We start from the raw sequence: 12,327 nt of genomic DNA on the forward strand, positions 1-12,327 counted from the left end.
CCTGGCAATCCGGTTTTCTCCGTATCCCTCTTCATAGTGGAGGCGGATGACTTCCTTGAAGTACTTTTGCTGTTTCTCTGTGTGTAACTGATACATCCTTGACTCTTGTCTTTTTGAGTCAACCTTTTTCAGGGTAAGACACAGTTCCCCAGAGAGGACGTCAGCGTGCCTTCGCAGAAAGGTGACCGCCTCAACATATTCGGGATGACCGCCAGGGACAACCGCTACGAAGGCTTCACGTCGAGGGAGAGCATAAACTCCGCCAAGCTGGCGGACTTCCTCGACAGGCTGTCCATGCGGCACAGGCCGAAGAAGACCGTCATCGTGCTCGACAACGCCAGCATACACCGCAGCAAAATCATCAGGGAGATGCGGCCTGTCTGGGAGAAAAGGAACCTTTTCCTGTTCTATCTCCCTCCGTACTCGCCGCAGCTCAACATCGCGGAGACGCTTTGGCGCATGTTCAAGGGCAAATGGATCTGACCGCAGGACTACGAGTCCGCCGACTCGCTCTTCTATGCCGCCAACAGCGCTTTGGCTGCCGTCGGAACCTCGCTATTCATCAAGCACTCTCATTTTGCCCTTTAATTCTGAATAGGTACTTATAGTCAAAAAATCGGAAAAATCAAGAGGAAAATTACAGGTTGTCAATGTCTTCTGCTGTTAGTCCTGTGGCTTGCATGATGGTGGCCGTAGGCACGCCTAAAGCTTTCAGACTTATTGCTGTTTTAATGACTCCTGCCTTTTCACCTTCCTCACGGCCTTCCGCTAAACCTTTCTCACGGCCTTCTGCTAAACCTTCCTCACGGCCCTCGGCACGTCCTATGGCGACTCCTTGGGCAAGTCCTTCTTTCGTTGCAGTGTCAAACATGTCGTTCTGAATCATGATGTTGTCGATGTGGCGGTCGTAGGCTTTGCGTTCCTTTTCAGTCATTGAAAGGTATTCCAATTTGCGTTTCGCTTCGCGAAGTCCCGGGGCTGTGGTGTTTTCGTCGATGTCGCCATCTTTCAAATATTTAATCCATTCCTCCAAATGGTTCTCGGCAATCTTGTCGAATGACTTGACACGGATGAGGTAATACTCAGGGAACACATCTTCTGGCGCTTTCATGTTCAACCCGTCCTTTTCCCTTTCCGTGATTTGGAGCGTGTCGTGCTTCGTAAGGCCGTGGAAAACGGTCTGGCCACGGTAGATGTAGTCTTCACCCTTGCCAAGGTCGAAATACAGGATGCTGATGGAGTACACTTTCTTCACCTGGTCGTACTTGTCGCCCTTGTGGATGTGCTCGGTGATGGCATTGGCAACTCCATAAAGGATACGTTCCAGATAATACACCTCGCGCGTCTGCTGTATCTCGACGAGGATGATTTCGCCCTTGCTGTTCTTCGCCTTGATGTCGACACGGTTGAACTTGTCGTCAGCCGAATCCTGATTGCTTTCGCTTTCCAAAATCTCCACTATTTTCGTCTCGTCGTTGAGGAGAACCGTTATCAGCCCTTCGAGTATGCTGAAGTTCGCCTTGTCGCGGAGGATTTTCTTAGCCGCCCAATCGAAGCGTATGTATTTGTCGCAGCCGTTCATAATGAATTATTTGGGTGCAAAAATAATGATAATTTTGAATAGCAAAAAGAAAATTTGGGAAAAACGGATTTTTTTGACGCTTAGATTTTTAGTGAGAATTAAAAAATAACCTGTAACGATAATAACTGCTTTCCGTTTTACAGGAAAGCAATGGTAAACGTTGAAATGTGTTACAACTTATTTTTTAGCGTTACTTAGAATATTTTGACATTTATACTAATTGGATTCTACAGACGGGAATTTTGCGTTTCTGCCAGTAATTAATCTCTATTGATAAACAATTTATATTGTTTGATTTTGACCACCTACTTAAGGAGCACTCACTCAAACTTGAATACGCCCTGATTTATCTTTTGATCGTATTTCAAATTGGTCAGATTGTAAATGGAATGGTCGCCGTTGGAAGCCGTGTATTCAAATTTCTTGAGTTTGAAATTTGTGGAATAGTGCAAGACAATGTGATTGAAGCCCAGCAACACTTTCTTTTTTGAAATCAGGGTGACGACATACTCGTTTTTCTCTTCCTTGACGGAGAGGTTGAAATCGCATTCGTCGGCCAACTGCTGGCATTTTCCTTGAAAGGCGTACAATAAGATGCTTTTGATTCCTCTCATCAGTTTGTGGCGGTTGCTGTAAGTGCCGTGAAACATGCCGTGGTCGAAATAGATTTTGTCTCCCGACAATATGATTTTATCGTTGTTGGTGAAATGCATGGATAACAGGTTTGGAACTGAATAGTAAACATTCCCGCTGCACTTCTTGATTTTCCCTGAATGCAGTTGCTGGACTTCCGAAATTTGTCCTTCGGTGGTTTTAATCTGCCTGTTGGTGAAGGCAATGGTGTCGAGCAGCCATTTTTGTCTTAGGGCAACGGAATCAATTTCGTCCTGCGCCCAAGCCGAGAGCGAAATCAAGCAAAGAAGTATGAGTGTTATCCTTTTCATTTTCAGTAATATGTGCTATTTTATCGTGTAGGTGGTAACGGAACCGTCGAATTCTTCCAAAACCATGTTGAAGAGTTGTAAAGTCTTTGAGTCGTATTCAAGGACAACTTTTGAATAACCTTTCACCGCTTTTTTCTGAGCTTTCAGTGTGGCAATCACGGCTTCTTTCGTTTCTTCCACGCTGAGGGTGGAACTGACCGCTGTGGCCAAGCTGCGGAGTTCACCATTGAATGACGACAAAAGCAGTTGGCTCAAGGTTCTCATGGGCTTGTTTTTGTTCAAGTCGAACTTTTTGTCCTTTCCGTTGCGTTTCAGTGACATTGTGTTGCCGGAAATGGAAAAATATTCGGTCGAATCGGCGTAATTCATTGTAAGATTGGAGTCTGAATTGTATTGAATTTTTCCTTCAAGTGTTTGGGGCGTGTTGCCAGTCCATTGGCGAATTTCACAAAAATCACCCGAGCGGCTTTGAACTTGGTCGTTTGCCTGTTCGATTCTGTCGAGCAAAGCATCTGAATTTTGCGCGTTGGCATTCAATGTCAATGATGAAATCGCGATGATGACGATAAGGGTAAAGATGTTTCCTTTTTTCATTTTTCAGCTATTTTTGAATCAGTTTTAATGTTTTGCAATTCGGTTGTGCATCCACTTGCTTTTCATCAAAAGACGGAACAGGAGTGGCTCTAAAGTATGGGTTATCAGCAAGGTTGCAACCATGCCGATGATGGTCGTCGTACCGATGGAATAGATGGCGGGATGGTTGGAGAAAAGCAGTGAAACCACCACGGTCAGCAGCACGAAAGCCGAGAACAGAATGGCGGTTTTGTGGCAGATTAAAAGTTTGTCGTTGCCGCCGCGTTCCCTGTCGATGAGGCCGTCCATGACGAAAATGCTGTAATCGACACCTATGCCAAAGATGAACGATGAAATGACGATATTCAGGATGTTGAAATCGATGCCCAAAATGGCCATCATGCCCTGCACCACATACCAGCTGAGAAACATGGGCATAAAGGTCAGCAAGGCGATGAAAATATCCAAATAGGAGAAAATCAGTACGATAAGGACGAACAGTGATGAAATCAGCAGCACTTTTTGGAAATCGGAATGTACGATTTCAAGCATGTCGCCCGTATAATAATAAGGGTCAATGACAATGGCGTTGGGAATTTCAGCAATGGCATCGTTCACCGGCATGGCATCTTTTTCTTCATTCATCAGGGCGGAAACAAACACCATCCAATGACCGTCGGCGGTCTGTTCTACAAAATTGCTTTGAAATTCTTCGGGCAAGGCTTCCGATTCGGGCAACGAGATTGGCTCATAATCAGCTTCGACAAGCACTTGAGCCAGGGAAGGAGCATTTTCCGGCAAGCTGTGTTCGGCCCAATATTCCTGCCAGCGGTCGATGTTTTCCTGCTGTTCGTCAAGCGGAATGAGCAGTTCCTGCATCGTGCCACGGCTGTTGATTAAGCCGATTTCTTTCAGGCTGTCGAGTTTTGCAGCTACTTTTCTTGCCGTCAGAATGGCATCGTCCAAAGTCTCACCCGAACCGGCATAAAACATGCTGAATTGTCCGCCGTTGATTTTGTTGCAATAAAGTTGTTGCGACCTCACCACGTTTGGGCGCGTGTAACCGATATGGTTCAAATCGGTATCGAATTTCACGTTTCTTGAAGTGATTGTAGTGACAATGATAATGATGACCAACAGTCCGATCAGCCAGTATTTTCTATCTAAAGGATAGGCATTGATGCGGTCGGCAAGTTCAAAAGCCCGTTTCGATTTGCGGTTTTGCTCAGGATGAAAGAAATGAGGCAAAAAGATGAGTGCGAAAAGTGTTGTTCCGACAAGCGCAAAAGAGGCGAACAAGCCAAAGTCGCTCAGTAATTCGCTGGTTGTGAACATCAGGCTGACAAAAGCGCCAATCGTGGTAAGTGAACCCAAACACACGGGGCGAGCCTGTTCGCTGATGACTTGTTCAGGGTCGGAAACGTATTTGTAATGAGTCAGGACGTGAAGCACATAGCTCATGGCAACGCCAAGTACTATGGTTGCCATGCCGATGGCCATGAACGACATGCTGCCTTTCAGAACATAAATCGCCGCCATGGCGAAAAGTGCGCCGTAGACGACTGGTGCGAGAAGCAGAAGCAGGGTGGAACGGTTCTTGAAACACAGGCAGATGACAAAGCAAATGACAATCAGCGAAAGTCCGATGGTAACAATTAGGTCGCGCTTGATGATGTTTGAATTGTCGGTGCCACCGACCGCCGAGCCGTGGAAAAGGATTTCGATTTCAGGATGGCTGGCATGAAAGGCTTCGCGTTCTTCTCTCATCAATGAAACGAGCTGCCCTGTGACTTTCGTGTCTAATGCGTTGAATGACGGATTGATATATGCAACCGCAATGGTTGAATCGGGCGAAAACAGATGGCCGTCAATCATGGCATAACCTGTCGATGAATCGGAAAGCAGGCTGGCGGCTTCTTCGGGCACTTCCTCCGGACAGCCGTCTGCAATCCATTTTTCAAGTATCGGGTACATTTCGGGCGTGACGAAAGTGGCGGCCTGGTTGGTGACGAAATCCAAGGCGTTCATCAGCATGTCGTCGTCGATTTTCCAAAGGCAGCTGGTGATGCAATGATTCGGGTCGTGAGCCATCAGGCTGTCGATGTAGGCATCGGAGGCTTCGGCCAATTCTTCGGGGCTGACCTCGTAGCCTTCGCGAGCTTGAAACTCGACAAAAACTTTGTCCTTGACTTTCATGTTGCTGAAAGCGAGTTCCGCTTCGCGCATCTTGTCGGTCGAGGGAAACAATTGAATGAGGTTTTCTTCAAATTCTATGCGTGTGGCCAAAAAGCCGAAAATTATGGTCGTGCCAACTAAAATCGTCCACATCAAGGATTTGTGGTCTTTGAAGAAACGATAGATGGCGATAAAAAAGCGATTCATTTAGTCGTAGTTATTTATAAGGTGCTGTAAAAGCGTGCAAAAATACGGAATTTAGGCATACAAAAATTAAGTATGTCGTAAATGAAGGCAAGATGAATGTTCTATTGATGAATTTCAAGGAATTTATAGCCATTGAAATGTATCAAATGTTCTGGACTTTCTGCAATCCAAACTTCTGTTTCCCAGGCAATGTCTTTCGCTTTTTGTTTGAAACTTGTCCGGTTTTCAAATGCTGTGAAAAATACGATTTGTGCCGTGCAATGTGATTCTTCAAGTTTTCTTTTGATTTTTCTGACCCTGACCTCACTCCATTCTCCCGTTGAATGAAATGCTTCGATGAGAAATAATAGGTTTTTCTCATTGCTATAGGCTATTACATCAGGTAATTCTTCATGCTCTAATGGGAAGAAGTTCAGCTTTTCTAATGCTTTCCTGTTGACATACAGAAACTTATCCGATGTGTCACCAATGTATAGTACTTCTGCTCCAAAACCAAATAAAGGTAAGAATACTTCAACGATGTTTTTCTGTAATTTGTTGTGTTCTCCAAATGACAAGTAAATGGTTTCTCCATTGGGAAGTGTTACGGGAACTTTGATAAGGTTTCTTCTTCGTTCCAATTCCTCTTTTAATGAGGTCGTTTCAGTTGCAAATTGTTCTAAAGCAGAATTCCATTTTGACGTGCCGTAATTGCGAAGTAATTCCTTGAATGCCGGACTTAAAGCATAACCTTTTGATGGATTGTTGGTCGCTTGTTCCTCTTGCGACGCTGAATTAATGACTATGCCAGCTTCAACAAGTAGTTTCAAATCCTGACGGCGGATGTCATCGTATGAAGAATCGGCTATGTTTTCACCATAGTATTGATTTTCAAAAGCTATAATGTCTCTTGAACGTGAAAACAAGCCTTCATTAGATGATACGGCTTCTTTAAATGTTTGCTTAATTTGACCTACAGCCAAACATGCTTTAGCCATTCTTTCAAGTTTGCGATTCGTTCCTTCAACGGGAATGCCGATGGTATTAAAAATGTCTAATAGATTGAAAACCAAACGTTCAATTTTCTTTGGCGTTGATGGTATGACTTTAATCTGCATATTCGAATAAACTATCAGGAACTAAATTATTAATGATTTCCGCCGAATCCTTTTGCTCTGAATGGTAGGTGATTTGAACTTGTTTGGCAAGTTTATAAGCAAGTAATGGAGGAACGGCATTACCAATTTGATTGTATTTGTTTGTCTCGTTACCGGCAAATTCAAACCAGTCAGGGAAACTTTGTAATCTGGCGGCTTCTCGGTCGGTTATTCTTCTTCTGCGGCCATCTTTTAATCTGACTCTTTGCATGTCGCTTGTTGCGCCAGCCAAATTTCTGCAAGTTATGGTTCGTGCCGGTCTGTCGGGATATAAGTCCCTTGGATTAATGCAATGTGATTTTTTTTCGTAAACAGCGATGTATTCGTCTTGTCTCGGCGTAAGGATTTTACTTTCTGGTTCAGGGCAATACATCGTGTCTCCAATGGCATCAGCAACGGTGTTTTTCCTGTTTTCAATCATGGGAAATCTGAATGAAGCCCTATGACCAATGCAAATCAGTCTTTCCCTGTTTTGAGGTACTCCGTAATTAACAGCATTAAGAATGCGATACTCAACAATGTAACCAAGTTTTTGGAGTTCACGAACTATCAAGTCAAGATACCATTTGTGTCTGCCTAAAATATTAGCGACATTTTCAAACAGAAAGACTTTTGGCTGTAACCGACGGACAGCATCAATGAAAACGGGAAAACCATCGCGTGAATCTTCAATACCCATTTGGTTGCCGAATCGGCTGAATGGTTGGCAAGGTGGTCCACCGATAACGATGTCGATGTTTTCTGCTTCGGGATACTCGAATCCAACGGTCAAAAACTGGTTGTGGCATGTTCCTTTCAGATTCTTATTGTAGGTCTCAACCGCTGTTTCGACCATTTCATAACCAATAGTTCGGAATCCAACAGCTTCAAATCCAAGAGACAAGCCACCGCAACCGGCAAATAAATCCAATACGACGGCTTGTTCTTTGATGTTAGGAACCAATAGATTGTTGATATATTGGCTGAAATCTGTCATTGCATGTTTCGAAAATGCTGTCTTTTACGCAAAACAATCCTTATTTGTCCAAACTCATCAGAAATTCTTCGTTGTTGATGGTCTTGGCGACACGATCCTTGAGGAATTCCATGGCTTCGACAGGAGTCATGTCGGCGAAATGCGTACGCAATGCCCAGACACGTGCCAATGTGGTTTCGTCGACCAGAAGGTCGTCGCGGCGTGTGCCTGATGCCACAATGTCGATAGATGGGAAAATACGCTTGTTCGACAGACGACGGTCGAGTTGCAGCTCCATGTTGCCCGTCCCCTTGAACTCCTCGAAGATGACTTCATCCATCTTGGAGCCGGTGTCAATCAAGGCGGTGGCTAAAATGGTCAGTGAGCCGCCGTTTTCAATCTTACGCGCTGCACCGAAGAAACGCTTTGGCTTTTGCAAGGCGTTGGCTTCGACACCACCTGAAAGCACCTTGCCGGAAGCAGGGGAGACGGTGTTGTAGGCGCGTGCCAGACGGGTGATGGAGTCTAAAAGAATGACCACATCGTGACCACATTCGGTCAAACGCTTGGCTTTTTCGAGGACGATGTTGGCAATCTGAACATGTTTCGATGCCGGCTCGTCGAAGGTCGAGGCGATGACTTCGGCATTCACGCTGCGTTGCATGTCGGTGACTTCTTCAGGACGCTCGTCAATCAATAATATGATAAGGTAAACCTCTGGGTGGTTGGCGGCAATGGCGTTGGCCACTTCCTTCAGCAACACGGTTTTACCCGTCTTCGGTTGTGCCACAATCAGACCACGCTGGCCTTTGCCGATAGGCGCAAACATATCCATGATACGGGTCGAAATGGTGGCACCTTTATGTCCCGTGATCTTGAATTTTTCATTTGGGAACAAAGGCGTCAGGTAGTCGAAAGATATGCGGTCGCGGACTTCTTCAGGTCTTCTGCCGTTGATGTAATCCACCTTAATCAGTGGGAAGAACTTTTCACCGCTTTTCGGAGGACGGATTGAACCCAGCACGGTGTCGCCCGTTTTCAAGCCGAACAGCTTGATTTGCGATTGCGAGACGTAAATGTCGTCAGGTGAAGGCAGGTAGTTGTAATCCGACGAACGCAGGAAACCGAAACCTTCAGGCATGATTTCCAACACGCCTTCAGCCTGCACTACACCGTCGAATTGACTCAACAGTTCGTCACGTTGGTTCTTTTCAGGCTTTTCAACTGGCTTTTCGGCTTTTTCTGTTTGTTTTTCTTCCTGTTTTTCTGCGGTTTCCGATGCTTCAACAGACTCTGGCGTCTCAACGGCTTCTGATGTTTCGGGTGTTTCAATTGCTTCGGAAGTTTCTGTCGTATCGATAGTTTCAAAATCCTGTTTTTCAGGTGTTTCTTCCTGTTCGAGCACTATGGCGTCTTCGTCAACAACGGCGTTTACGGTTTCTGCCTGCTGCTTTTTCTTCTGCTTGAATTTATCGTTTTTGTTGAATTTTTTCTTTTCGGATTTTGCTTCAGGATTTTCATTCATCATATCCGATGTGTTGTTAATAACATCTTCGTCAACAACTTGAGGCTTTTCTTCGGCGGGAGCGACAATATTTTTCTTTTCCTGCAATTTTTCTGGCTCCAAAGGACGGGTGGAAAAAGCCTTTTCCGGCTGTTCAGCATTGCCGTTGTGGGAGATGCGCGGACGCTTGTTGCGCTTTTGTTGCTGTGGTGGTTGTTCCTGTGTTTCAGCTGGCTTTTCTTCCTGAGTTTCTGCTTTCTCTTCATTCTTTTGCTCTTTTGGTTTCGGCGCAGATTTCTGTTTCTCAGGCTCTTGTTTCTTTGGCTTTGCACTCGGTTTCTTAATGTCGGGGTGTGAGGCCTGTCCGTCAAGAATGTCGTAAACCAGCTGACTTTTGTCTTTCTTTTCGTCATCAATACCCATTTCGATGGCAATCATCTTCAGGTCGTCCAATGACTTTTCGTTTAATTCGTAAATGGTATACATAGATTGGGATTCATTGTTTCCTATCGGAAAGTAAATCAAGAAATTAAATGATTCGGAATTCTTTTAATTGAAGGACGGATTCTTACAAGATCCCGTCCTAAAAGCGGTGCAAAAATATACATTTTTATTTAAAGGACAATTTTTTTATTGATTTTTGTATTTTTGCACCAAATTTAAAACGTTTTAATCATGTCACAAAGAACACAATCCATTATGTTTTTCTTATCGGCATTGCTTTTTGCCGTATTGTTTTTTATTCCTTTGGCTGAATACTTTGGAGAGCTCAACATCTTGCGTTTCAATGTTTTTGGCGTTGAATCGCTGATGCCCGACGGTGCAATTCCATTCGGAAAGATGTTTGCGCTTCCGGTTTTGATTCTCACGGTGACTGCCGTCTTGTTAGGCGCTTACCTTTCCATCAGCCTTGTGAAAGCAGTGAAAATGGCTCAGTTCCAAAAACTTCACAGCATAGCCCTTGTCGATATTGTTGTTGTCGTGGCTTGGATTGCAGTGGTTTACGCTTATTACATCAGGGCCGTTGGCAAACCAATTCTTGCCGAACCTAGATTTAAGGTTGGCGTATTCCTTCCGCTTTTGGCTTTGCTGTTAGTCATGCTTGGCGCAGGCAGTTTGAAAAAAGACATTAAAAAGGTGCGCTCGATGGATAGAATCCGTTGATGCAATTCTGTTTTTGATATCAAAAAAGCCGATGCTTTGCGTCGGCTTTTTTTGCTGTTGAAAACAGCTGTTTTTCCTTGCCTCATTGATGGAAAAAAACTTATTTCGTAGCAATGGAATCAACAGAAATTCATTGTCTTGAAAAACTGGTATGGACGTTTTACTTGCATTAAATGCAGAGACTATTGAAATTGGAAAAAGTCAATTTGACAGAAGAAAAAAATAGTGGTTGAAATCGCTGCTGCAAAAGAAAAAAATCATCAATTCGCTTGACATTTGAAAATTAAGCCCTATATTTGCAGCAAATTTCATTACTAACTAAACAGAAACGCTATCGACAGATATTTACCCTTTATAAACAAGCACTGAGTGCATAAAAATAGGGGGCCGTATGTCCGAAGTTATTAAAAGCGATAGAGAACTTGTCGAGAATTACAGAAATGGAGATCTCGCAAGTTTTGAATTGTTGGTTAGCCGTTATCAGGCACAGGTTTATTCTTACATCATGACGCTTGTGAAAGACAGGCAGTTAGCCGATGATGTTTTCCAAGACACTTTCGTGAAAATCATCCGCACGATTAAGGCCGGCGTGTATAAGGACGAAGGCAAATTCATGCAGTTTGCCATGCGCATCTCGCACAATCTGGTCATCGACTATTTTCGCAAGGAAAACCGCATCCCGACGGTGGAATCGTCGAGCGAAGACTACAATTTCCTCGACAATGCGCCGATTTCCGACCCATCGGTGGAACAGAGCATGATTGACGACCAAATCCATAGCGACCTGCGCAAAATGATTGAGTATCTGCCCGTTGAACAACGCGAAGTGTTGCGTATGCGCATCTATGACGATATGAGTTTCAAGGAAATCGCCGACATCACCAACGTGAGCATCAACACCGCTTTGGGCCGTATGCGCTATGCCTTGATCAATCTCCGCAAGATGGTGGAAACCAACCAGATGTCGTTGGCTTACTGATTTTTTGAAAAATTATTGAATTTCATACAATATGCGTTGACGAGTTGCGTTTATAAGGCATGTATAACCTAAACAATGCCTATGACAAATAACTCTACGCGCAACCTTGAACTTACTTACAACGATGCTTTGGTAGGCGGAATCCGCGAAGTTTTCCAAGCCGAAAGCAAAAGACAAAATCCAAGCAGCAAGACGCTGAATTTCATCTTCGGATATGCCGCTGCATACGAATCGGTCGAGACACGGCTGATGGGTAAAATGGAAATCCTAAACAATTAAAACTGAGTAAGTTTGTAATGAAAATGAGCCGTCTTATGACGGCTTTTTTCGTGTTTAGGAATTCGGCTTTGCCGAAGAAATGCTTTGCATTCAACGAAGTTAAATTTCCGACAAGATACTGCTTCGCAAAAGGGCGGTCATTGAGTAGGTCAACGACGAACTGAAGAACATCGCGCAGCTTGAACATTCGAGACACCGCTCGTTCAGCAACTTCATTGTCAACGCCGTGGCCGCCATCGCTGCATACTGCTTCTTCCCTAAGAAGCCCTCTATCTCAATTGAAACCTATTCCGATAACCAATTGACTATCTTTTGATTGATTATATTGAATTTGCGTTGTATTATATTGAAAACCAGCTGTTTTAATCAATAGAAAATGCCGTTACTATATGTTTCCAGAAAGGCTGGCGGCAGGAACCGCTGTGGCAGTGATTTGTGGCAAAACATTTTCTTTTCTTGGTCTATTATTGTTTCACCAAAAAAAATGTGTACTTTTGCACGATTGATATAGATAAAATAAAAATCTCATGAAAAAATTATTGTACACATGCTTATTATGCATTTATTCTTGTTTGTTAAATGCACAAATAACCATTATGGATGATGATGTTCAGGAAAGAATTATCTCCAAGCCGAGAACTTTCGACAGTCTTGCCAATATCACTTATCAAAAGGACCCTATTCAATATAGGTATGTTCTATTAATTCATAAATTCGAGTGGAAGCCGTTCCACAAGAGTCAATCTTTCGGAATCAGTCGCTCCTCAGAGGACTTTGGCTGTCGATAGCGTTCGTTTATCCACTCATTGACATGTTGTTTTTGACGATT

At 43.9% G+C, this 12,327-nt stretch carries 11 protein-coding genes and 1 pseudogene; 5 read left to right on the forward strand and 7 right to left on the reverse strand.

Features of this window, described 5'->3' with window-relative positions; translation table 11 throughout:
* Window positions 1-165 precede the first annotated feature (165 nt).
* Window positions 166-483: a transposase gene (locus AC06MN_RS13960; RefSeq protein ID WP_475672985.1), complete on the forward strand. Its 318-nt coding sequence runs from the start codon at window positions 166-168 to the stop codon at window positions 481-483.
* Between the two features lie 154 nt (window positions 484-637).
* Here the strand turns inward: AC06MN_RS13960 and AC06MN_RS13965 are convergent, their stop codons facing one another.
* The 7 genes from AC06MN_RS13965 to rho form a co-directional block, all read right to left on the reverse strand.
* Window positions 638-1,582 (reverse strand): Rpn family recombination-promoting nuclease/putative transposase, encoded by a 945-nt coding sequence (locus tag AC06MN_RS13965; RefSeq protein WP_475672986.1) that lies wholly within the window; start codon window positions 1,580-1,582, stop codon window positions 638-640.
* Between the two features lie 320 nt (window positions 1,583-1,902).
* Entirely contained in the window at window positions 1,903-2,526 is a 624-nt protein-coding gene (locus AC06MN_RS13970; protein WP_475672987.1) for a LolA family protein, read from the reverse strand.
* A 15-nt stretch (window positions 2,527-2,541) separates the two neighbouring features.
* Entirely contained in the window at window positions 2,542-3,120 is a 579-nt protein-coding gene (locus AC06MN_RS13975) for a LolA family protein (RefSeq protein ID WP_475672988.1), read from the reverse strand.
* Between the two features lie 24 nt (window positions 3,121-3,144).
* Window positions 3,145-5,481 (reverse strand): MMPL family transporter, encoded by a 2,337-nt coding sequence (locus AC06MN_RS13980; protein ID WP_475672989.1) that lies wholly within the window; start codon window positions 5,479-5,481, stop codon window positions 3,145-3,147.
* A 101-nt stretch (window positions 5,482-5,582) separates the two neighbouring features.
* Window positions 5,583-6,578: a BsuBI/PstI family type II restriction endonuclease gene (locus tag AC06MN_RS13985; protein WP_475672990.1), complete on the reverse strand. Its 996-nt coding sequence runs from the start codon at window positions 6,576-6,578 to the stop codon at window positions 5,583-5,585.
* A complete protein-coding gene (locus tag AC06MN_RS13990) occupies window positions 6,568-7,593 on the reverse strand; it encodes a DNA cytosine methyltransferase (protein WP_475672991.1) in 1,026 nt (341 codons plus the stop codon). The genes AC06MN_RS13985 and AC06MN_RS13990 overlap by 11 nt, the downstream gene beginning before the upstream one ends.
* A gap of 40 nt (window positions 7,594-7,633) precedes the next feature.
* A complete protein-coding gene (rho, locus tag AC06MN_RS13995) occupies window positions 7,634-9,562 on the reverse strand; it encodes a transcription termination factor Rho (protein WP_475672992.1) in 1,929 nt (642 codons plus the stop codon).
* Between the two features lie 189 nt (window positions 9,563-9,751).
* Here rho and AC06MN_RS14000 point away from each other — a divergent pair, with 189 nt between their 5' ends.
* The 4 genes and pseudogenes from AC06MN_RS14000 to AC06MN_RS14015 all read left to right on the forward strand — a co-directional run.
* On the forward strand, window positions 9,752-10,240 hold the full coding sequence (locus AC06MN_RS14000) for a DUF4293 family protein (protein WP_475672993.1): 489 nt from the start codon (window positions 9,752-9,754) through the stop codon (window positions 10,238-10,240).
* Between the two features lie 391 nt (window positions 10,241-10,631).
* Window positions 10,632-11,219, forward strand: a complete 588-nt coding sequence (locus tag AC06MN_RS14005) for an RNA polymerase sigma factor (protein WP_475672994.1) — start codon at window positions 10,632-10,634, stop codon at window positions 11,217-11,219.
* A gap of 81 nt (window positions 11,220-11,300) precedes the next feature.
* Entirely contained in the window at window positions 11,301-11,498 is a 198-nt protein-coding gene (locus AC06MN_RS14010; protein WP_475672995.1) for a hypothetical protein, read from the forward strand.
* A gap of 103 nt (window positions 11,499-11,601) precedes the next feature.
* Window positions 11,602-11,814, forward strand: a pseudogene (locus AC06MN_RS14015) (transposase); the annotation flags it as partial.
* Window positions 11,815-12,327 lie beyond the last annotated feature (513 nt).

Source organism: Candidatus Limimorpha sp. (assembly GCF_056203535.1).

Excerpts from the sequence above, each read along its gene's own strand:
- AC06MN_RS13985 (WP_475672990.1), bottom strand. The coding sequence starts at position 6,578 with ATGCAGATTAAAGTCATACCATCAACGCCAAAGAAAATTGAACGTTTG.
- AC06MN_RS14005 (WP_475672994.1), top strand. The coding sequence starts at position 10,632 with ATGTCCGAAGTTATTAAAAGCGATAGAGAACTTGTCGAGAATTACAGA.
- AC06MN_RS13980 (WP_475672989.1), bottom strand. The coding sequence starts at position 5,481 with ATGAATCGCTTTTTTATCGCCATCTATCGTTTCTTCAAAGACCACAAA.
- AC06MN_RS13975 (WP_475672988.1), bottom strand. The coding sequence starts at position 3,120 with ATGAAAAAAGGAAACATCTTTACCCTTATCGTCATCATCGCGATTTCA.
- AC06MN_RS13965 (WP_475672986.1), bottom strand. The coding sequence starts at position 1,582 with ATGAACGGCTGCGACAAATACATACGCTTCGATTGGGCGGCTAAGAAA.
- AC06MN_RS14010 (WP_475672995.1), top strand. The coding sequence starts at position 11,301 with ATGACAAATAACTCTACGCGCAACCTTGAACTTACTTACAACGATGCT.
- AC06MN_RS13970 (WP_475672987.1), bottom strand. The coding sequence starts at position 2,526 with ATGAAAAGGATAACACTCATACTTCTTTGCTTGATTTCGCTCTCGGCT.
- AC06MN_RS14000 (WP_475672993.1), top strand. The coding sequence starts at position 9,752 with ATGTCACAAAGAACACAATCCATTATGTTTTTCTTATCGGCATTGCTT.
- AC06MN_RS13990 (WP_475672991.1), bottom strand. The coding sequence starts at position 7,593 with ATGACAGATTTCAGCCAATATATCAACAATCTATTGGTTCCTAACATC.
- rho (WP_475672992.1), bottom strand. The coding sequence starts at position 9,562 with ATGTATACCATTTACGAATTAAACGAAAAGTCATTGGACGACCTGAAG.